The sequence below is a fragment of the Alkalibacterium sp. MB6 genome (assembly GCF_009935905.1).
GTDB lineage: Bacteria > Bacillota > Bacilli > Lactobacillales > Carnobacteriaceae_A > Alkalibacterium.
On sequence record NZ_PREX01000019.1, the window covers coordinates 1 to 21754 of the forward strand.

Sequence of the window (21754 nt, forward strand, 5' to 3'; positions counted from 1 at the left end):
GGCTGGCAAGCCTTTTTTGTTTGTTCAAGCTTCTAAGATTTTCGTTGCAATACTATCTACTTTTATATTGCCATAAACAACACCCCTATTATGACACCGCTTACTTTAAAAGTAAAGCATAAGACCTCCACCATGATAAAAAAACTGCACTAGCTTATGTAAGCCAATGCAGGTAGTTATTTACTTATTTGTATCGCTCTTCTAATTGACCCATCCAATACCCTAACAGTAAGCCAACGATAAATATAGCCGCTACACTTACATAATCCATTAATTGAAAACCTTGGTAAAGGATTCCGTCCGGAGCAATAATGACGGTTGAAGCAACAACGAAGCCGAGGATGAGATGAAAAACAGTCGCATAGGCCTTATCCATGAGTAAGCTCATGAGTTTTGAAAAGCTAAGGACGACGATAACCGCACCTATTGCCAAAGGAAAAATGATTGACCAGTCTAGCATTCGGATGCCTGCGGTTAACGGCTGGTATAGATGCAGATAAATGAGTATATTTGAAGGGCTTAAGCCAGGGACAATCATGCCGCTTGCAAAAATCCCTCCAGCTATTAGCCAGGATAGCGTCGTTTGAGGGACTTCGATATCAAGATGGTTATTGGCATAAATAAGGAGTGAAAAAGCTAAAACAGCTGTCGTCACGGCTATAACGATGTGACGCTTTTCTCTCCCCTCTTTGCCAGCTTCTCTGTACAAAGAAGGAAGGGTCCCAAATATAGCACCAATAAATCCCCAAAGTACATGGACAGGGAAATGAGTTAGACCATAATCAATCGGAGTTGCCAGAACGAACACACCAAAAAGGCCACCTAATCCGACAGGTAAAAAGTACAACACGTTTTTGGTGAAGTGTGTACGAATATCCGATAGAAACTCTATGATAGGTTCATACAGGCCGAAAATTGCAGCTAAAGCACCTCCACTTACCCCAGGTAAAATCGCACCCGATCCAATAAACATCCCTTTGATGAAGCGAACGAGCCAGTTAAAGGGACTCTTTATATTTGCTTTTTTGACGTTCACATTCTAAGCTCCTTCCAGCAGTGTCAAATGCTATTTTGTTTCTTATGAATCAGCTAAATAATTTCTCAAGTCAGTCACTCTATTTTTAGCATCCATTACGCCCAAATCATACATGGCTTGTAACTTGGAAGGGTCTCTCTCCAAACGACCAATCTCAATGGTTTTTGACGGTCTGATAACAAAAATATCGTTAGACTGTTCTAGTGCACTAATCGATTCAACGGTGTCGTTGTAATTGTTGTATCTGGTTTTTAGTCTCTCTTTGAAATGAGGGTACGATTTATACTGTAAATTAATTATGAACTCGTTGGCGGGGGTTTTTCGGTAAACGAGTGGTCGAGTTAAAATAACTAGTCGTTTATTAAAACCCAGTTCTTTTGCCTTTGCCACGGGTATGCTATCACTCACGCCACCGTCTAAATACTTCACCCCATTAATGGAGACTGGTTTAGATACAAAAGGCATCGACCCTGATGCTCTTAAATATTCCATCTGATCAAACGGATCAGTAATGAGTTGATATTCAGGTTCTCCTGTTTCCATATTTGTGATTGTGGCATAGAAATCGATGCCGGACTGCTTAAATGCCTCTTCGTCAAAGACATCTAACGAAAATGGAACGGTATAATAGGCGAATTCCTTATTAACCATATCACCTGTTTTAAGCAGACTTCTTAAACTGATATAGCGCTTGTCATTTATGTAGTTTAAATTGTACCGAAGCGCTCTTCCTTTTTGACGGGAGGCATAATTTATCCCAAATAAGGCACCTGCAGACACAGTGACCATCCCATCGACTTTAATCTCTTCGTCTAACAAGGTATCCAACACGCCAGCTGTATATAAACCGCGCATGCCGCCACCTTCTAAAACCATCCCTACTGACATTGAATCACTTTTCATTAACTTAATTCTTTATATACTCGCACAGTAAGTTGAATGTATTTTCTATGGCATCCACGTGTGTGCGTTCCATTCCGTGACTGCTTGATACGCCAGGACCAATTAAAGCAGCTTTAATATTTGCCCCTCCTGATAAGGCAGCAGACGCATCGCTACCGTACATTGGATATATGTCGACAGCAAAATTTAATTTCTCATTTTTTGCAAAGGTAATTAAGCGACTCGTCATCTCGTAGTCATAGGGTCCGGATGAGTCTTTCGCACAAATAGAGACATCGTATTCTGTACAAGCTAAATCTTCACCGATACAGCCCATATCAACGGCTAGGAGTTCTGTAATGTTTTCTGGTATCCAAGAGGCACCGTGTCCGACTTCTTCATAGGTTGAGAAGATGAACGTCATGTTAGTCGAAGGCGTTACTTCTTCTGCTTTGATTTGCTTCAGTAAACTAATCAAAATGGATACAGATGCTTTATCGTCTAAAAAGCGTGACTTTACAAAACCAGATTCTGTGACGACCACTTTTGGATCATAAGCGATGATGTCTCCATGCTGGATACCCAAGTTTTGAACGTCTTCTTTCGATTCAACACGTTCGTCTAATTTAACCACTAAGTTATCAATGTCGCGTCCTTTTGTGGAAGCATCTTTAAACACATGGATGGAAGGTGATTTTGACAAAATGGTACCAGTGTAGACTTTGCCGTCACGGGTAATGATATCACTGTACTCTCCGTCCAACGTTGGCGTGAGTGGTCCACCTAGTTTGGTTAAGGCTAATGTCCCGTTACTGTTTATGGAACGAACCATTAAGCCCAGTGTATCCACGTGAGCACTTAACCCTCTGGTTTGAGAGGCGTCTTTTCCTTCGACGTGAACCAGCAAATTCCCTTTTGGAGTCGTTTCTGATTTGAACCCCAATTCATCTACGGTTTCTTTTAAAAAGTGAATCGCATGATGAGTATAGCCAGTTGGACTATTGATTGATAGTAACTCTGTCAAAAACGATAGTGTCTCTTCTTTTTTAAACATACTTTGTCGTATGAACCCTTTTGTTCATACACTCCTTTTCTTTGATTGATGTAATGATTCCAATTCGTGGAGGAAATTCAAAATGAATTGTAATCAACAGCTGCTCATTACTTATGAAACGGTTGAATCTCTTCACTATTATATATCTTCGTCGCATTGTTAACCAGATAGTCTTTATATTCAGGTGAAAACTTCTTATCAATTATTCTTAATGCTTCAACCATGTTGTGTGGGCGTTTAACGTGATGGTGCGTATCTGATGCAATGACGTGTATCAAGTTTTCTTTCATCATTTTCTTCGCGGCACGTCTAATGCGTCTGGTGTAGCCGCCCGTAATAGAAGAAGCCGTTACTTGAGATAAGCAGCCCATATCAATTAATTCTCTTAACAAATCAATATTTTTAATAAATGGATTTTGACGTTCAGGATGAGCAATAATGGGAATCATTCCAGCATCGAGCATTTGCTTTAAATAAGAACGTGCGAAATCCGGGAATTCATTCCAGGAGAACTCAACTAAATAGTACTTTCCTTTTTGATCGAGTGGTAAGTAGTTTCCAGCTAAAATCTCTTCTGCGAACTCTTCATTCATTCGAATCTCCTGACTCGGTGATACAGTTAATGGTATACCGGCAGCTTCGATTTCCTTTTGAACCATCTCTGTTAATTTAATCACTTTATCTTTTTCATTAATAAACCAGTTTAGATTATGGTGAGGTGTCAAAACGGTATGTGTGATGCCTTCTTTCACCGCAGCACGAGCTAAGCGCAATGTTTCTTCTATTGAGTCTGCTCCATCGTCCACTTCTGGCAGTAAATGAGCATGTATATCAATCATCTAACTATCTCCTTTTTACTTTGTTTTAGAACAATTTCCTAATCTATAGTAACACATATATAGCTTACATTTACACAGTCGATATGCAACTTATACGTGCTGAATCAGTGAACGATTTTGCTCCATCAGAAAACTCCCTTGTCGTAACCAGCACAAGGGAGTTTGAATAATTTATTTAAATAAAACAAAGTCTATTGTTCTCACTCTGTTAATAGTCTTCGGCTTTAGTCCGTGGGTTTAAATCATAAGCTTTTTGAACCATAGCATGACGCTGTCCCAAATCTTTCGTCGACGACATCTCCCACACTTTCTGCTGCTCTTCTTTAACTTGTTCAATCATATCTTCTGGAATCACATTTCTGTAAGTGTCCGTTTCACCAAGAATCACTTTAATACCTGGTTCAATCACGTCCATCGGGTCATATTGTTCAAATGGGAAAGCAATCTCATCATAGTTAAATACCCGTGTAGACGGATCATCTTGCCAACTTTTCCACGTTTCCATCTCTCTGTCATTAAATCCTGTTAAATAAGGTCCTGGATTAATAGTCGCTACCTCGATATTGAATTCTTGTAATTCCTGGGCTAAGGTATTGGCCACTGCTTCTGTCGCAAACTTCGATGCTGAATAAGGTCCAGAGAATGGGTTAACCATCATACCCGATACAGACGACACAAAGACAATACGTCCTTTTTGTCTCTTAATCATTTGTTTTGAAAAGCCTTGAGTCAATAGAACAGGGCCGAACACATTCACATCAAACTGATTGGTTAAATTTGCTTCTGGAATATCAATCAGTGAGCCGCCTTCTTTTATAGCTGCGTTATTGACTAAGATATCAATATCCCATGCCCAAGCTTTTTCTCGGTCACTTGGATCAGTGACATCCAGTTTTTCAATTTGAATGGTCAGCCCTTTTTCTTCCGCTTCATTTTCCAATGCAGATACTTGAGACAACACCTCAGTTGTTGCAATGACACGTTTCCCTCGTTTGGCTAACTCAAAAGCAAAGCCTTTCCCAAATCCTGTCCCTGCTCCTGTAATTAAAATTGTTTCTGTACTCATCAAAAAGCCTCCCTTTTTATTTATGCTTCTTTCATTAGTGTACAAAAACCATTCACTATTTAAAAATATAAAGGCTTTTAGAGTATTTAATTAAATATAAAACCAAATAGTTAGTTAGGTGATTTCTTCTTAAGTATAATTAATCCCGTTCCTATTAATAAAGCAGCTCCTGAGATATAAAGGGCGGATAGCGACTCCTCTTCATATTGCATACTAAGATCAATCACACTACCTCCGACATTATCACTGACTTCGGTATTCACGATGCTTGACCAGAGAATCTCAAAATCATAAACCTCTATTTCTGAATCGGCGGGACTAAGTAAAACGGCTTCCATCTCTTCTGGCGTACCTTCTATTGCTAATTCACTAAGTGGCACGATGGCTTGAGGCTCTTGATTTTCAGTTAAAATGGCGGCGGGGAAATTGATGAGCTTCATGCCACCTACAAGATAGACGTCCTCCTCGATGGACATTTCAGACGTGTCGACTGCTCCCAACGTCTCTTCCACAGTAAAAGTCGGTTCAGTGGAGTAACCTACTCCGGAAATATGCCATTTGTTTTCAATTGATTTTAGGTAATTTAGCTCTTGCGTTGTCCATTCGAAAGACTCATCAATCGGATTGCCTTTACTGATTTCGACAAAGTATAAAGATTCATCTATCGGAATCTCGTAGTACCATATAACGGGCGCATCTGCTAATCTTTCTTCAACTGATTTTGATTCACTTATTTCTTCGAAAAAATAATCATCAATATAAACCTTGTAGGCCTCTTCAAGATTTATCCTAGACGCTGGATTCTCCAGGTGTGCCCCCGTATGTTCAAAATAGACAGCGCCTATTTCATCTTTCACTTGATTTTGAAAAGCCATAATATCTTCGACTTCTGGATCGTTTTTCAATTGTTGTACGTTAAGGTTAGTTTCTTCTGCATACACAGTCGTGCTTGGAATACTAAGATTTGTTGACATTATTAAGGCTATGCTTAGCTTGTTCATAGGAGCCAGCATTAGTTAAGTTATAGTCGCCTTTCATACTTTGCTACAAAAAATTGTACAAACTACAGTTTATGTGTGTAACTTCACAATCTTATGCAAATAACCCCCTCCGTTAACTAACTTAATGATATGCAAGCGCTATCGAACTATTGTGATAATCATAATCTATTTATATATATTTGTAAATGCATTTAACGCGTTTGTTTTTCATAAATTACTATGTTCTTTCATCGATTGAAAAATGCCTTTGTGGGCGCCATTCTTCATTTGATGCTCGTTTTAAATGTGTATAGGTCTGTGAGGCACTGTCGTTTTCACCAAACAAATCTGGCCCTTTACTCATACTGATAACTCCCAGTTCATAAAGAACCCAAGTCAAATATTTCTTGGCCCATTTCTGATCGGCCACTTGGTATAGTCGGCTGATGGCCAGAGCATCTTTATCTCTAAAAAGGTCATCCAGACTTCTGCCTTTTTGAAATTCGTTACGGACAAATGAGGTCAACGCATCCAAAAAAATCAATCGTTCGTCTTCTAGGATTGTTTCGCTTTTTCTCATCACTTTAAATACCGCAAGCAATTCAACTGTAGCTTGGTGTTTAGGCAAGGCATAAGTCTCCCAATCACTACTTTCTTCAACCTCTTCTATAGACGAGATGAAAAAGTTAAACTTAACTATATTCTCTTCGAAAACAATATCATTCTCTTTTAAATCTGGATCCACAAATAAATAGTGCCTCGCCCAAGGCTTTTCTTTTAATAATAATGTTAAAGCCGACATGAGTCCAATCCCTTCTTTTGCAAATATGCTCCTTTCTATTTTAGCAAGAAAGAGACTTGAATGGATACCCTTTTTAAGATTATGATATGAATAAAGAAAATTAGCTATTAAAGGACGTTATTACCATGTGTCTAGTGACATTTCAATACAAATTAAATGACGATTACCCTCTCATTCTTGTTCAAAACAGGGATGAGTTTTACGAACGCCCTAGTTTACCTTTGCATCAATGGGCTGATTTTCCTCATGTTCTTGCTGGTCGTGATAAAAAACATGGTGGTACCTGGTCAGGGGTTACTCTGTCAGGACGCTTTGCTTCTTTGACGAACCACCCGTTTACCGACTTTTCAAAAAATGGTGAGACCAAGTCCCGTGGCTTATTAGTCAAGGACTATTTAACAGATGATAGTCAACCGGAAGCAGTCTTAAACCAGTTGAAGGATCACCGGTTTGATTATGACAGCTATCATCTACTTTTTGGAACGATTGACAACCTTTATATGTACTCAAACGCCACAAACGACACGTCTCACTTCCAAGCGGGTACTCATGCGGTGAGTAACACCTATGACGAATTAAGCAACCACAAAAAAGACCGCTCTCGTCTTTTATTAACAGACTACCTAAGCAGGACGTCTGAACCACGGTTGGATGACTTAATTATTTTATTCAAAGATGATGTGCCGGTTGAGTCAATCAGCCATGTGCCGGACGGTTTAACTTATGATAACGCGATGAGTGCCTCCCCTATATTTATTAAAGGCAACGAGTTTGGAACGGTTAATACCACTGCCCTATTGGTTCACAAATCAGGACGGGTTACCATTAAAGAGGTTCGGTACAATCAGAACGGAGTAATGGAAGAAACAGAAGAATCGTTTAACTTAAAAACTCATTAGATTTTTATGTTGTTTAATGGTATTCTAATCTTATGTATTAAAAACCATTTAACTAGGAGAATGAGAATGCAATTTACGACAGGCGAACAAACAGCTGTAACGGTTTATCTTGTTTCAAACGGTCAAAGCTTGGATATGTTGAGTGAAGACGTTTCTTCATACGTGACGTCTACCTTAGATTTTAAAGGGAAATCAAATGAGGTCTTTACTAACTTAGGTCCAAACAGCGAGAATGTTGTATTGGTTGGCTTAGGTGACGAAACGAAGGTAACGAAAGATTCTATCGTCCATGCGGCCACCACTGCCACTAAAGAACTAAATAAAGTGAAAGTGACAGAAGCTTCTTTTAAAGTTCATTCTGTTGGAGATTTAAGTGAATCGGATGTGTTGAAGGGTATGGTTGAAGGTGCCTTGCATGCAGATTATACATTCGATACATACAAATCAGAAAAACAAACGAACAGCCTCAAACAAGTTAGCCTTTTAACAGAGGTAGATGACGCTTCGGAATTGATTGAAGAAGTCGTGACTTTACTTGATGGTGTGAATTTAACAAGAGATTTAGTCAATACCCCTGCTAATGACTTGTATCCTGAAACGCTCGCACAAAAAGTCCTTGATAAATTTGAAGGAACAGATGTTGACGTTCAGGTCTTTGACAAAGCACAACTAGAAGAGATGGGCGCAGACGCTTTACTTGCTGTTTCTCACGCATCTGTTAAAGAGCCTCGATTGATTGTTCTAAGTTACTTGCCATTAGGTGACAGTGAACCGGCAGTCTCTTTAGTCGGAAAAGGCGTGACGTATGATAGTGGTGGCTATGCAATTAAAACCGCTAAAGGCATGGCAGGCATGAAAACAGACATGGCCGGAGCAGCTTCCATGATTGGGACGATGTACGCCCTAGCGAATAATAAGGTGCAGAAAAATGCGGTGGCTGTGATTGCTGCGACAGAAAATATGATTGCTGGCGATGCAATGAAGAACGGTGACATTATCGGTTCTCTAAAAGGAACAACCATTGAAGTATTGAATACAGATGCTGAAGGCCGTTTAATTTTAGCTGATGCCTTGTATTATGCAGCAACTAAAGTGAATTCGTCATGCATCATCGACGCAGCTACGCTGACAGGTGCAGTCATTGCCGCTTTAGGTAAAAACATTACCGGTACAATGACAAACGATCAAGCTTTATTGGATGAATTCCAAGCAGTATCTAAATCTACCGGTGAAGACATGTGGCAACTACCGATTCACGATGATTTTAAACAACAAACCAAAGGTAAAATCAGTGATTTAGTTAATATTGCCGTTAACCCTTCAGGTGCTGGCACGATGTTTGCCGCTGCCTTCTTGGAGCACTTCGTTGAAGAAACACCTTGGATTCACTTGGATATTGCAGGAACCTCTTCTTCTGCCAAAGGAAATAAATACTTGCCAGACGGCGCTTCGGGTATTCCGGTTAAAACCTTGTATGAATTTGTAAAAGCTAAATAATAGCCAATAAAAAGACGTTCCTACCCAACTCACATAGGTAGGAACGTCTTATTTGCTATTTATTAATACAAATCATAGATTTCGTCGAACAAGTCTTTCTCTTTCTCGATTTGCGATTTGTTACCTATAACGGTAATCGTGCTTTCTTCCAGTACTTCTCTATACTGATCAGCTAGTGTGTTTAAGTCGTTTGCTTCAACTGCTAGAATCTCTTCTTTCAGGCGAACGATGTCTTGGCTAGTTAACCCGCGTTGTAAGCGTCCGAAAGCCGTCACCCCTTTACTTATGGCCGACTGAGGCTGTTCTAGTGGACTCAGTGTGCCAATAATATATTTCACGAGTTCAGATTCCGATAAGTCTAAGTTAGCAACAAACTCTGGCAGTTTATTGTAAACATCTAACGTTTTACTAATATTAGGGTCTCGGTAAGACGCTAGTTTAAAGCTTCCATTTCTGCCGTGGCGGTATAAGGAACCATAAGCGCCACCTTTCACACGGATTTCATTCCATAAGAATTCATAGCGGAAAACAGTCGATAAGAAGTTTGCCACACCATTATAGTCAAGAATCCCTTTAGCATCTGCGGCTTTCGCTACATAGTTAACGTCTTGGGCAGTAACGAAGGCTTCGTTTTGACGTTGGCCAGCTTCAATGACTGCGGACTCTTCCAATTCTTGACTTGGCAAGTCAGCAAAGACTCTCTCCAGTTTTTCTTTAACTAACTTACCACGATCCTGTGCACCCGTATAGACCACGTTCAATCGTTTTTTATTCATCAAGCGAGACAAAGTTAAGGCTAGTTCTTGACTGATTTTTGCAAAGTCATTGGACTGCAAGCCGTCACGCGTTTCTTTCAAATAATTAAATTGATCGATGCCGTCAGTTAATTCTTCTAATTTAGCAACAGATTTAATTTGGCTCAGCGCACGAACTGCAGCAATCGTATGTGCTCTAAAGTTAACTTTTTGCTCAAAGCTTGAAATGAATCGTTGAGTCAGTTTCAAAATATCAGACTGCTCATCAAATTGCGTATCCGTTACGATATCTTTCATTAAGGCCAGTAACTGATCTAATGAGTCCTCTAACGCTTTCCCTTGTAAGATAAAGTAAGGCTTCAATTCACCTTGAGTATCTTCATAAACAGAAACCGTTCCGTAAATGCCACCGGTATGCAAGTCAATTTGTCTTTGCAGCGTTGCGGAATCATAAGAGCTGACTCTCAATTCACTTAGTAAACTGCTTAAAAAGCTTAATTGTTTATAGTCTTCTGCTTCAAAATCTTTGATGTCAAAGTAAAGACCCACATAATCGATACCTGATGTGAATTGAGGGGTGTGATAGAAGGATGTCCCTTCTCCAAATGGCGACACTTCAATAGGGTAATCCTCTGTATCAGTTGTCATGTCTTCTCTCGTCAACGTCGGGATTTTAGCCAAGTCTTCTGGCTTATCCGGTGTTTCTTGACGTTTGATTAAAGCCTGTGTTTTAGACACAATCTCATTGATTTCATCTTCTGATAATGTTGCTTTGTATTCTTGTAATTTTTTATGCGTCTCTGCTTCTAAGCGGTCGTTTTTACCTGGTTCAGCTTTTAAAGCAATAGCGATACGCATAGGGTTATCCAGTAACTTCTCTTTAATGAGATTTTCAAAATACCCATCTTCTGCTAATCGAGCCAGTTCTTCCAAGTACTGTGAGAACGACAAGTTAACATAAGGACTCTTATCATATAACCACGTGCTGTATGCTGTTATTGCATAAATGACACCACGAGGGCTGTCTTCTGAAATAACAGACTCTTTTGTTTGGAAGGTAATTTTATTGATAGCTGCTTGAATTAACTCTTTGTCTAACCCTTTATTAACCAAGTCAGTCAGTGTATCGTTTACCACTTGTTTAAATTGATCCATTTTCTTAGCATCAGAGTATTTAGCCATAATCATAAAGGCAGTCGGGAAACCTATTTCATCTGAATCGCCATTAATGTCGCCACCGATTTCAGCATCCAGTAAGGCTTTTTTCAAAGGTGACTGGTTATTTCCGAATAGAATCTCTGCTAGTACTTTCAGACCATAACTATTTAGCGCATCATCGGGTTCAGCCACATGCCAGCCTAGTGCCAAATAATCTTTACCTTCAGGGTTATCCCCTTCAGTAATGGAGTACGTGTCTTCAAAGACCTCATCGGATGGTTGAGTCATCTCCACAGATAAATCAATATCAGCTTTTTCATTACCCACCCCTCCAAAATACTCTTCAAGAGCGTCAAAGGCTTCATTAATGTCTAAATCACCATATAAAACGGTCAATGACTGAGACGGGTGATAATATGTTTGGTGGAACTGAATAAATTCATCTTGAGTCAAAGATGGGATGGCTTTTGGATCTCCGCCTGATTCATAAGCGTAAATACTGTTTGGGTACAATTGGCTAGTTAAGTGATTATACACTTGTCTTTCCGGAGAAGCAGTCGCCCCTTTCATCTCATTGTATACAACACCTTTGTAAATGAGTTCGTCTTCAGGCGATTCCAAATGGTAGTGCCAGCCTTCTTGTTCAAGGATCTGCGGGTCGTTATATAATTTTGGTTTAAAGACAGCATCCAAATACACACCCATCAAATGTTTGAAGTCTTTTTGGTTGGTTGAAGCGACTGGGTAAATGGTTTTATCTGAAAAAGTCATGGCATTAACGAACGTATTTAATGACCCTTTAATCAGTTCCACAAAAGGTTCTTTTGAAGGGTATTTCTCTGAACCGTTTAACACAGAGTGCTCTAAGATATGAGCGATACCATTGTCGTTATAAGGTGGTGTCTTGAAGCCAATAGTAAAAGCCTTGTTTGAATCATCATTGGCTATGTATAAAACGTGAGCACCTGTTTCTTCGTGTTCATACATCGTACCAACGGATTGAATGTCTGGTAATGCTTGTGTTTCTATTTCTTTAAATGCCATTAATCACTCTACTCCTTCAATTGTTATGTTATTCTTATCTTTCTCATAAGAATCTTATCTTAAGACATCATACCATGAAAAGGAATTATAAAGGAAGGTATTCTCTTTTAAAAAAGTAGCAAAAGGAACAACACATAACATGCAAATGTGATGAAGACACTGAGCATCGTACCGATAACAAAGTATTCTGAAAAGTAAGGATCTTCAGCAATTAACTTATACCGGGCAAAGGCTTTGATGGATAGAATGGCTACGATTGACAGCAAACTACCGAATATAAACGAGAGTAAAATCAGCAGACGTTCCAAGTTACCAATCATCGCTCCTGCTCCTTTAAATCCCGACGCCGGCGAGTCTTCACGTCTAACACTAGACTCTTTTTTTATTTCTTTTGGGTCATATTGTAAACTAAACAGTCGAATCATGCGGTTAGCTGGACGCATTAACAGCAATAAGACAAGAACACCACTAATGAATAATTGGTAAGCATTTGGATACATAAATGGGGCTGAAAGCAATCCCTGGGAGCCAACCAAGTTAAGGCCTTCCAAGGACAAGAAACTGATAAATAAAGCAATAGCCGCTGATACGAGTAATAAAGCTATGTATTGATAGAAGTTACTACGACTTGTATCATTCAGAACAAAATGAGGGTTCCGTCTATAATATAAAAACCCTATAATCATGAGTGAGACAAAAATAACAATCAAGTACTCTAAAGGGTTTCTGACAGCACTAAGCCAATGGTCAATGATGATAATCCAAAGGACTTTAATCAATTGATGGAGTAAGAACAATAGAATCCCTTTATTCTTTGAATACAGCTGGTGCATGCTTTGGTTTGTGTTAGTCAATAAACTGTTATTTAAAAATCGATTGAGTCTAACTTTTAAAAACTGATCGTATACACTTACTCCAAGAACCACGAGTAAAAATAGTGCTGTCCAGTAGAAACTAAAGGAAGTCGCATTTAATAATAAAATAATTAGATAAACCAAGCTCGTTCCCCATAAATAATGGATGGACGGTTCATTAGTGTCACGAAATGAATCATCTTCATTAGTCGGTCGGCAATATAAATCTGCAAAAATATGGGCAATTAATGCTTCAATTAACATGGGCATGTCTCCATTCTTCAATTCTTTCAGCTAGCAATCGTCGGGATTGCGTGTATTGTTTGATATTAGTAGAAATGAGGCGCTTACTGATGGTTTGATTGCTGAACGATTTGCTTAACCCTTCATTTAATGCCAGACGAATGGCTTGATTATCTATTTCTTTGTAGCCAGAAGTCTTTAATACATAATAAGCTGTTTCTTTTTGCGTTGTTGTCCACCCATTACGAATGACGTTTTGAAGGCGGATAATACTATTGTAAAAGGAATCATCTTTTCCTGTTATCATTCGCTCATTTGACTGACCGTAATCATTTTGACCATGAATCCCTTCTATTGCTTCTCTGGCATGCCAGTAAGCGGGACCGTCTGAACCAATGCTTAAGCGTTTGTCTTGAATAGGTGTAGTCAATTCTCCTATCCCTATCCCCCATCTTAAAGTGGCTTCTTCTCCAGTTTCCTCTAAACTCAGCAGCTGAAGCCGTAGACTGATGAGGTCGACAAAATAGAAGGCTGTTTCGACGTCGGAAACAATGCCTTGGAATTCGTCTCCTAAAGTAATCGTTAAATTCGATTCCAGTCGACTGCTGTATTGGTCATTGATGTCGTTAATGATGTGAGCCAACACATTTTGAATAGCCGGTCGTTCTTTCATTTTCTTTGATGCAATCATATCGGCAATGATAGCCACTTTTAACTGGCTCATGTCTTTTCCCTCCTCTTCTTTATGTCTCTCATTAAAAATATAAACCATATTTAGTTGATTATCAAGTATCAACTAAATATGGTTTATTAAAAAAAGCTCTGTAAACCGAATATCGTTTACAGAGCCTTCCCATCAGCTAGTATAAGGAACTGTTTGAACAGTTACCGTAGAGGATCCTTTTGTGAGCTTGGCTACTGGACAGCGTTTTTCAGCTGCATCGATTAATCGCTCAGCTTCACTTAAATCCAGTTCCTCTATAGAAGCAGTGATTGTTACTTGGAAGTAATAACCCACTTCTTTGCTTTCGCGTCTCATTTCAACGTCAGCTGAAACTCGGCTCTTATAGGTATACCCTCTACCTCTTAATAATGACTGAATAGTGGCATTTAAACATGTTGTAATGGATAAACCAAAGAGCTCTTCAGGATTAGTCCCTGGGGTATCTTTTAATGGATTGCTCGTTACAACAGCCAATCCTCTATCCCCTTCAACATAAGCAACACCGTCTAGACCATCCGTATTATGAACAGTTGTTTTATAAAGATAATCAGTCAAACCAGTCACTCTTTTCTTAGGATTTGCGTTGAGAAACGTCTACTCCATCAATTTTAGCCAGTTCTGGAAGCAAAGCAGCCAAAATACGTCCACCATAAACAAAGGTATCCATCATTGGACTAACGTCTTCACCAGTGATACCTAAGTGGCGCATGATAATTTCGCCGTCTCCAGAAACGATGAAACGGTAGTATCCTGAACGCATCGCGTTGATTTCGTTTAACTCAGTAACGATTTCAGGCATTTTGTTACGGTCAGTCACGTATCCAATTTTATTGTAAGTGATTTGATAGTTCACTCTTGTTGCATCTGATTCATGAATAATGACACCACAAGCTACTGCTTTATCTTTCTGCACTCGTAAAGCTGTTTGGAAAATCAGCTGTTTTTGGGGTGTTTCTTCGCCATCTTTGTTGCGGATAGGCGCTTCGATTTCTCTTGTTTTAAATTGAATCTTTCTGTCTTGTGCTAAATATTTAAAGTTATCTGTAATAACGCTCATGTAAAATCCTCCATATAAGTAAATATAGTCGTTCATGCATCGCACGAATACAATTATAGCATAAACCGCTTACTAATTATAGGGTTCTCACAGAATTGTCATGACTTTATCAGGAAACCTTTAATGACAGTAAAAGAAAGGCTTGAAATCTTTAGAACGACTATTGGAAAAGGCTTCCACGAAGGGTATAATGAGCTTAAATTAATTGACTAGGAGGCTGCTCATTTGGGTAAAGGTATTCTATTGGTTATCGGTTTACTTTCATTAAACTTAGTGGCATGTACAAATCAAGATCAAAGCGACCTATTAGCCGAACAACAAGAAACGATAAACCAGCAAGAACAGCGTATAACCGATTTGGAAGAGACCGTATCGCAGCAAGAAGAATTGATCAATCAATTGACAATGCCCTTCTCCTATCTCGAACAGCTTTCTGAACAAGATAAACGACTAGCCACACTGTTTATAGAAGATAAAAAACAGGAACGTTTAGCTAACCTGTCACCTGAATCTGCCTTGCTACTTTACTTACATGGTTTTGCGACAGATGATGTGGAATTGATTCAAGCTCTGACGTACAACAATGGACAATTCGATGATTTAGAGACATTTTCTACTGTCCTATACGACGGGATGGCGGCATCGGATGTCAAAGAAGATGCCCTTACTTACCGATACTTTGACCAGCTGACAGTAAAAGAAGCCAGTGATGCAGAAGATGACCGATTGGTCGAAATAGGCGTTGAGCTTGGCTCTTCTCGCTATGTAACCGTCTACCAGTTAACCCATCAAGACAATAGGTGGAAAGTGAATCATCCAAATTTTTAACGGAAAGACAAACAAAAAAGCTGTACTCTCATAAAGAGAATACAGCTTTTCATTAGTCATCTTATTTGTTACGAACGCGCTCTGGAATACGAGCAGCTTTTCCGCGTAAGTTGCGTAGGTAGTACAATTTAGCACGACGTACACGACCTTGGCGAGTCACTTCAAGTTTTGCAACACGTGGTGAGTGAACTGGGAATGTACGCTCTACGCCTACACCGTTAGAAATCTTACGAACAGTATACATTTCGCTGATTCCTTGTCCACGACGTTTGATAACCACGCCTTCAAAAAGCTGAATACGCTCACGAGTGCCTTCTACGATACGAGCGTGAACTCTTACAGTATCTCCAGGACGGAAGTCAGGAAGATCTGAACGTAGTTGTTCGTTTGTGATAGCTTCGATTAATGGATTCATTTTATCTTCTCCTCTCGCGCAACACTCTTAGGTGCTTGTCCCAGCGGAATATTGCGTAATAAAAGTGGTTACCCACTCAAGTAAATACTTTACCATACATAAAAAAGACTGTAAAGGGTTTTTACTTGTTTCTTTTAAAAAAATCATGATTCGTCTTCATTAAAGTCCCTTTGCCATTCAGCAATCCACTCTTGTTCCTGCTTGGTTAATACTCTGCCTTCAAGCATATCGGGCCGTCTGAAGAACGTCCGTTTTAATGACTCTTTATGGCGCCACTCTTCAATCAGGCCGTGATTCCCACTCATGAGGACCTCGGGAACCTTCATGCCTTTATAATCAGCGGGTCGTGTATAATGAGGGTGTTCCAATAAGCCGCTTGAATGAGAATCTGTCTCGGCTGATACGGCATTTCCCAACACGCCTGGAAGTAATCGGACGGTAGCATCTACCATAACCATAGCGGCTAATTCCCCACCTGTTAAGACATAATCACCTAAAGAGACCTCATCAGTCACAAGGGACCTGACACGCTCGTCATAGCCTTCATAATGACCGCATAAAAAGATCAAGTGCTCTTCTTTTGAAAAGTCCTCAGCCATTTTTTGATTAAATGGTTTACCGGCCGGATCCATTAAAATGACTCGTTTTTTGGTAGATGGGTGTTGCTCTTCAATATGTGCCATCGCATCAAATAAAGGTTCAGGTTTAAGTAACATGCCTGCTCCCCCACCATAGGGCGTATCGTCGACCATTTGGTGTTTCCCTAGTCCAAATTGTCTAAAATTCACCCGGTTAAAGTCCAGCAAGCCTCTCTCAGCTGCCCGGTTCATAATGGAATGACCCATAGGCCCGTCAAACATTTCAGGGAAAAGAGTGACCACATCTATCTTCATTCGTCTAACCCTTCCATCATATGAATGGTGACACGCTTGTCGTCAACATCCACATCCAAAACAACTGATTCAATATAAGGAATGAGTAAATCTTTTTTGCCTTGTCGCTGAATCACCCACACATCATTGGCACCAGTCTCCAGCACTTCTTTTACTTTGCCAACTTCTTCTCCTGTGTCTTCTACTACTAAGGAGCCGATAATGTCAGAAATGAAGAACTCATTTTCAGGAAGTTCAATCATTTGCTCTTCATTGACGCGAAGCATGCCTCCAACAAAGTGTTCGACATCATTGATGGACGAATAACCTTCAAAGGTTAACAAGTCAAAAGACTTGTGGACACGGTGACTTTTGACGGTCAACTCGACTGATGTGCCATCTTCTCCAAACCAAGTCAATGGTTCACCTGTTTGGTAACGAACCTCTGGTAAATTAGTAATGGAAATGACTCTTACTTCACCTTTAAGCCCATGGGTATTCACAACTTTACCGACGTCAAAATATTCCATTCTTCTCATTCCTTTCTGAATCTCGCTTATTTTTGAATAAAAAAGGGATGAACTCGAAGAGTCACCCCATGTATGTGTTTAACTATAAGACCATTGTCAAAGGTAATGAAGTCACTCAAAACCTAGTCAACAATCGTTAGACGGACACGTTTCGATCCATCGTATTGAATGCTGTAGACAATCGCACGAATCGCTTTCGCAATGCGTCCTTTTTTGCCGATCACTCGGCCAACATCATCAGGATGCACAGACAACAAGTACTCATGAAACTCATCTGTGTCTTTCAAGTCAAGGGTGACTTCACCAGGATGACTGACTAACGGTTCAACAATCGTTCTGATTAATTCTCTCATTTCTTGATCAGTCATAATACCCATCCTTCTTTATTATACTAAGTATACAGAAGGAAGAAAAGAAAGGGGCATATGGCCTCTTCTTTTCTTCTTCAACGACTAATTAAATTAACCTTATTTGTTGTATTTTTCTTCGTGGAATCGAGTCATGATTCCTTGTTTAGATAGTAAGTTTCTTACAGTTTCAGATGGTTTTGCGCCATCTCTTAACCATTTCATGACTAACTCTTCATCAATTTTGACTTGAGCTGGTTCTGATACAGGGTTGTAAGTTCCCACCTGTTCGATAATACGTCCATCACGTGGCGAACGAGAATCTGCAACGACTAAACGGTAAAAAGGATTTCTTTTTGAACCCATACGTTTCATACGAATTTTAACTGCCATTTACTTGCACCTCCTGATAATTTTTAAAGATAAGATTTCTTTTCTAAGAAGAAATACCTTGAGTTGATGTCTTTCAAACTCACGATAATTATCATAACATGGAAAAAAAAGAATGTAAAGTGTTTTTTCTTTACAGAGGCGAAAAAAATTATGGTAAGATGAATGAACACATAGGAGGTTATGCGGCATGACTATAGAGGATCAAGATTTTATCATGCAACAAATTAAGTTGCTGGCAAAAGGAATTGGCGCCCTGCTTGATATTCAGTCCTTAAAAGAGTTACTCAAACTGGAATTTGCAGTAGACGATGACTTAACTGATCGAGACATTGAATCCATTATCTATACAGCCCGAGTTGAAGAACTAATCGAAAAGAATATCTTATCTGAAGAAGAATTAGAAGAGTATTTAGGTGTCAGCTCTAAACGAGTCGCTGATTTGAAAACCAATCAAGATTTACCTACAGAAGACGAACTTCAACAGTTAAAAGCCCTTGTAGAAGAGAAAGCGTACTGGATGGATTGAATGAAAAAGACGACCAGTCACCCGGTGAAGTGGATACCCCACTCATCTGGTCTCTGGTCGTCTTTTTCATCTTAATTATTTTTTCTTGCGGACGATTTTTTTCTTTTTCTTCTTATTGATTTTTTTAGACATGCTGTTCATGGCCATCTTGCCTAACTTGCCTTTAACGCCGCCGCCAAGCATATTTTCAAGTCCGCCCATATTCCCTTTAGACATTTTACTCATCATATCACGGGACTGCTTGAACTGTTTGATTAAACGGTTAACTTCAGCAATATCTCTAGCAGACCCTTTAGCAATACGTCGTCTGCGCTTTTGAGACAACAATTCGGGGTCTTCACGTTCTTCAGGAGTCATAGATAACACAATGGCCTTCATGTGTGCCATATCTTTAGGGTCCATTTCAAAATCATTAATACCCGGTACTTTGTTCATACCCGGAATCATTTTAATGATATCTTCCAGTGGTCCCATGTTTTGCATTTGATCCATCTGCTCAATGAAGTCGTTAAAGTCGTAGCGGTTTTCACGCATCTTCTCTGCCATTTCGGCCGCACGGTCTTCATCCACTTCTTGTTGCGCACGTTCAATCAGGGTAAGAATATCACCCATTCCCAAAATACGATTAGCCATTCGGTCTGGATAAAACGGCTCTAACGCATCCAGTTTCTCACCGGTACCGGTGAACTTAATTGGTTTTTGAGTAACGGAACGAATAGATAAAGCTGCACCCCCACGGGTATCGCCATCGAGTTTTGTCAGGATAACACTGGTAATATCTAATCTGTCGTTAAAGGAATCGGCAACGTTAACGGCATCTTGACCGGTCATGGCATCAACGACTAAGAAGATTTCATGAGGGTTGACAGCTGCTTTTACATCTTCTAGTTCATCCATTAACGTTTCGTCAATATGCAAACGACCGGCCGTATCAATGATGACCACGTCTCTGCCATCTTCAATGGCTTGTTGAATCCCTTTTTCAGCAATCTCAACGGGACTGACTTGGTCACCCATAGAGAATACCGGGATATCCAACTGCTCACCTAAGTTTTGAAGCTGATCAATCGCTGCTGGACGATAAATATCTGCTGCAACCATTAACGGTTTTTTCTTTTCGTGTTTTCTTAAATAATTGGCCAGTTTACCTGCAGTGGTCGTTTTACCTGCCCCTTGCAGACCTGTCATCATATAAATAGTTGGACCTTGACCAGGTTCAGCAAAGACAATCTTCTCCTGCTCGCCACCCATCAATTGAGTTAATTCATCGTTAACGATTTTGACAACTTGCTGACCACCATTTAAACTACCCAGTACTTCCTCACCAAGTGATTTATCTCGTACTGTTTTAACAAACTCACGGACGACTTTATAGTTAACGTCGGCTTCGAGTAATGCCATACGCACTTCACGCATCACATCTTTTACATCGGCCTCAGTTACTTTTCCTTTCTTTCTTAAACCGGAAAAAGCATCTTGCAATCGACCTGTTAACCCTTCAAAGGCCATACTTTCATTCCTCTCTCATTGAATCAAAATTAATACCATCAATCAATTCTTTTAGACGGCTGTCTTCTCCATAGTGTTCTTCTGCGTATTGGCGCAAAGCCTTCACAGCAACTTTTCTTTTTTCGAACTCTTCTACCAGCCGAAGTTTCTTTTCATAATCTAATAAAATCACTTCAGAGCGTTTAATGTTATCATAAATGGCTTGACGACTGACTGAATAATCTTCAGCAATCTCACCTAACGAATAGTCGTCTCCATAATAAAGCTCCATGTACTCTTGCTGTTTAGGAGTTAAAAGTGGACGGTAAAAAGCAAATAAATGGTTCATACGCAACGTTTTTTCTAATTCCAATTTAGTCATCCACCTTTATATTTATATTATACTGTTTGTTGAATCAATTCTTTGAACAATCCGTAAGCGAATTTCTCAGTGTCAAATGGATGCAAGTCATCCATTGTTTCACCTAGTCCAACGAATTTAACAGGAATACCTAACTCTTTCCCAATTGCCAAAACAATCCCACCTTTAGCTGTTCCATCCATCTTCGTTAAGACGATGCCCGTTACGTCAGTGGTTTCTTTAAATATTTTCGCCTGGCTTAACGCGTTTTGACCAGTCGTCGCATCCAATACCAAGAGTGTTTCATGAGGGGCATCTGGAATTTCACGGCTGATAATGCGTTTCATTTTTTCAAGCTCATTCATCAAGTTCTTTTTGTTTTGCAAACGGCCAGCTGTATCGATCAGTAAGATATCAGCGTGTTGTTCTTGAGCCGTTTGAATACTGTCATAAACAACCGCAGCTGGATCGCCACCTTGTTTGGTGGATATAACTTGAGCCCCTACACGGTCACCCCATATATGAAGCTGTTCAATCGCACCCGCACGGAAGGTATCTCCAGCAGCCAGGACCACTTTTTTTCCTTTATCAATGTATTGATGAGCCAACTTGGCAATAGTTGTTGTTTTACCAACACCATTCACGCCCACAAACAAGACAACAGTCAGTCCATCTGGGTTTTCATTAAAGACATGGTGATCTGGATTCGTTTCACCATATAAGTCAACCATCGTTTGCACAATCACGCGTTCAGCATCCGCCATACTGCGGACGTTCTCAACCTTTGACTCATAACGTAATTTATCAGCAATGACCATGGTCGCTTCAAAGCCGACGTCTGATTCAATTAGTAAATCTTCCAGTTCCTCGAAAAACTCTTCGTCTTCATATCGGAAGTTTGCTAAGAGTTCATTTAACCGTCTAGTAAAGGACCGTCTAGATTTCTGAAGACCTTTTTCATATTGCTCTGTTTCTTTTTGAGTATCTGCTGGTTCAATCGTCGTGTCTTTAGCGGTGGACGTTTCTCCTATTTCGGTTTCTGCCTTTTTATCGGCACCCGTAAAGGCAGATTTTATTTTATCAAATAATCCCATACCGGCTTCA

24 protein-coding genes are annotated in these 21754 nt (G+C 39.8%); 4 read left to right on the forward strand and 20 right to left on the reverse strand.

The window, feature by feature from the left end:
• Nucleotides 1-184: 184 nt before the first annotated feature.
• From C3945_RS08150 to C3945_RS08180, 7 genes are all read right to left on the reverse strand, one after another.
• Nucleotides 185-1036: a DUF368 domain-containing protein gene (locus tag C3945_RS08150; protein WP_237585520.1), complete on the reverse strand. Its 852-nt coding sequence runs from the start codon at nucleotides 1034-1036 to the stop codon at nucleotides 185-187.
• A 42-nt stretch (nucleotides 1037-1078) separates the two neighbouring features.
• Nucleotides 1079-1924, reverse strand: coding sequence for a patatin-like phospholipase family protein (locus C3945_RS08155; protein WP_161879250.1), 846 nt, complete (start codon nucleotides 1922-1924; stop codon nucleotides 1079-1081).
• 19 nt (nucleotides 1925-1943) lie between these two features.
• Entirely contained in the window at nucleotides 1944-2972 is a 1029-nt protein-coding gene (locus C3945_RS08160) for a M42 family metallopeptidase (protein WP_161879206.1), read from the reverse strand.
• 107 nt (nucleotides 2973-3079) lie between these two features.
• On the reverse strand, nucleotides 3080-3811 hold the full coding sequence (locus tag C3945_RS08165) for a tyrosine-protein phosphatase (RefSeq protein WP_161879207.1): 732 nt from the start codon (nucleotides 3809-3811) through the stop codon (nucleotides 3080-3082).
• Nucleotides 3812-4019: 208 nt separating this feature from the next.
• Nucleotides 4020-4877: an SDR family oxidoreductase gene (locus C3945_RS08170; RefSeq protein ID WP_161879208.1), complete on the reverse strand. Its 858-nt coding sequence runs from the start codon at nucleotides 4875-4877 to the stop codon at nucleotides 4020-4022.
• A gap of 110 nt (nucleotides 4878-4987) precedes the next feature.
• Nucleotides 4988-5851, reverse strand: a complete 864-nt coding sequence (locus C3945_RS08175) for a hypothetical protein (protein ID WP_161879209.1) — start codon at nucleotides 5849-5851, stop codon at nucleotides 4988-4990.
• A 244-nt stretch (nucleotides 5852-6095) separates the two neighbouring features.
• Complete coding sequence (locus C3945_RS08180; RefSeq protein ID WP_161879210.1) at nucleotides 6096-6659, reverse strand: hypothetical protein; 564 nt, start codon at nucleotides 6657-6659, stop codon at nucleotides 6096-6098.
• Between the two features lie 125 nt (nucleotides 6660-6784).
• On the opposite strand from C3945_RS08180, the gene C3945_RS08185 reads away from it, so the two are divergent.
• Nucleotides 6785-7558: an NRDE family protein gene (locus C3945_RS08185; RefSeq protein WP_161879211.1), complete on the forward strand. Its 774-nt coding sequence runs from the start codon at nucleotides 6785-6787 to the stop codon at nucleotides 7556-7558.
• Nucleotides 7559-7624: 66 nt separating this feature from the next.
• Entirely contained in the window at nucleotides 7625-9055 is a 1431-nt protein-coding gene (locus C3945_RS08190) for a leucyl aminopeptidase (RefSeq protein ID WP_161879212.1), read from the forward strand.
• Between the two features lie 62 nt (nucleotides 9056-9117).
• Here the strand turns inward: C3945_RS08190 and C3945_RS08195 are convergent, their stop codons facing one another.
• The 5 genes from C3945_RS08195 to C3945_RS08215 all read right to left on the reverse strand — a co-directional run bounded on the left by C3945_RS08195 (nucleotide 9118) and on the right by C3945_RS08215 (nucleotide 14890).
• On the reverse strand, nucleotides 9118-12012 hold the full coding sequence (locus tag C3945_RS08195; RefSeq protein WP_161879213.1) for an insulinase family protein: 2895 nt from the start codon (nucleotides 12010-12012) through the stop codon (nucleotides 9118-9120).
• A 107-nt stretch (nucleotides 12013-12119) separates the two neighbouring features.
• Nucleotides 12120-13130 carry a hypothetical protein gene (locus C3945_RS08200; protein WP_161879214.1) on the reverse strand — a complete coding sequence of 337 codons (1011 nt, stop codon included), beginning with the start codon at nucleotides 13128-13130 and terminating at the stop codon, nucleotides 12120-12122.
• Entirely contained in the window at nucleotides 13120-13833 is a 714-nt protein-coding gene (locus tag C3945_RS08205) for a SatD family protein (RefSeq protein ID WP_161879215.1), read from the reverse strand. The genes C3945_RS08200 and C3945_RS08205 overlap by 11 nt, the downstream gene beginning before the upstream one ends.
• 132 nt (nucleotides 13834-13965) lie before the next feature.
• Nucleotides 13966-14388, reverse strand: coding sequence for an OsmC family protein (locus tag C3945_RS08210; RefSeq protein ID WP_161879216.1), 423 nt, complete (start codon nucleotides 14386-14388; stop codon nucleotides 13966-13968).
• Between the two features lie 16 nt (nucleotides 14389-14404).
• Nucleotides 14405-14890, reverse strand: a complete 486-nt coding sequence (locus tag C3945_RS08215) for a hypothetical protein (RefSeq protein WP_161879217.1) — start codon at nucleotides 14888-14890, stop codon at nucleotides 14405-14407.
• A gap of 225 nt (nucleotides 14891-15115) precedes the next feature.
• On the opposite strand from C3945_RS08215, the gene C3945_RS08220 reads away from it, so the two are divergent.
• On the forward strand, nucleotides 15116-15718 hold the full coding sequence (locus tag C3945_RS08220) for a hypothetical protein (RefSeq protein WP_161879218.1): 603 nt from the start codon (nucleotides 15116-15118) through the stop codon (nucleotides 15716-15718).
• Nucleotides 15719-15779: 61 nt separating this feature from the next.
• Here the strand turns inward: C3945_RS08220 and rplS are convergent, their stop codons facing one another.
• The 5 genes from rplS to rpsP all read right to left on the reverse strand — a co-directional run bounded on the left by rplS (nucleotide 15780) and on the right by rpsP (nucleotide 18275).
• Nucleotides 15780-16133, reverse strand: a complete 354-nt coding sequence (gene rplS, locus C3945_RS08225; RefSeq protein WP_161879219.1) for a 50S ribosomal protein L19 — start codon at nucleotides 16131-16133, stop codon at nucleotides 15780-15782.
• Nucleotides 16134-16276: 143 nt separating this feature from the next.
• Nucleotides 16277-17026 carry a tRNA (guanosine(37)-N1)-methyltransferase TrmD gene (gene trmD, locus C3945_RS08230; RefSeq protein ID WP_161879220.1) on the reverse strand — a complete coding sequence of 250 codons (750 nt, stop codon included), beginning with the start codon at nucleotides 17024-17026 and terminating at the stop codon, nucleotides 16277-16279.
• The gene (rimM, locus tag C3945_RS08235; protein ID WP_161879221.1) at nucleotides 17023-17535 is read right to left on the reverse strand and encodes a ribosome maturation factor RimM; all 513 of its coding nucleotides are present in this window, start codon (nucleotides 17533-17535) and stop codon (nucleotides 17023-17025) included. Before rimM ends, trmD begins: the two co-directional genes overlap by 4 nt.
• Nucleotides 17536-17657: 122 nt before the next feature.
• The gene (locus C3945_RS08240) at nucleotides 17658-17903 is read right to left on the reverse strand and encodes a KH domain-containing protein (protein WP_161879222.1); all 246 of its coding nucleotides are present in this window, start codon (nucleotides 17901-17903) and stop codon (nucleotides 17658-17660) included.
• Between the two features lie 99 nt (nucleotides 17904-18002).
• The gene (gene rpsP / locus C3945_RS08245; protein WP_161879223.1) at nucleotides 18003-18275 is read right to left on the reverse strand and encodes a 30S ribosomal protein S16; all 273 of its coding nucleotides are present in this window, start codon (nucleotides 18273-18275) and stop codon (nucleotides 18003-18005) included.
• 187 nt (nucleotides 18276-18462) lie between these two features.
• Here rpsP and C3945_RS08250 point away from each other — a divergent pair, with 187 nt between their 5' ends.
• Nucleotides 18463-18801, forward strand: a complete 339-nt coding sequence (locus C3945_RS08250; protein WP_161879224.1) for a hypothetical protein — start codon at nucleotides 18463-18465, stop codon at nucleotides 18799-18801.
• Between the two features lie 75 nt (nucleotides 18802-18876).
• On the opposite strand, the gene ffh is transcribed toward C3945_RS08250, so the two are convergent.
• The 3 genes from ffh to ftsY are packed head-to-tail and all read right to left on the reverse strand — an operon-like array spanning nucleotide 18877 to nucleotide 21744.
• Complete coding sequence (gene ffh, locus C3945_RS08255; protein ID WP_161879225.1) at nucleotides 18877-20310, reverse strand: signal recognition particle protein; 1434 nt, start codon at nucleotides 20308-20310, stop codon at nucleotides 18877-18879.
• A gap of 4 nt (nucleotides 20311-20314) precedes the next feature.
• Nucleotides 20315-20662, reverse strand: a complete 348-nt coding sequence (locus tag C3945_RS08260) for a putative DNA-binding protein (protein WP_161879226.1) — start codon at nucleotides 20660-20662, stop codon at nucleotides 20315-20317.
• Nucleotides 20663-20688: 26 nt separating this feature from the next.
• Nucleotides 20689-21744, reverse strand: coding sequence for a signal recognition particle-docking protein FtsY (ftsY, locus tag C3945_RS08265; protein ID WP_161879227.1), 1056 nt, complete (start codon nucleotides 21742-21744; stop codon nucleotides 20689-20691).
• Between the last annotated feature and the right edge of the window lie 10 nt (nucleotides 21745-21754).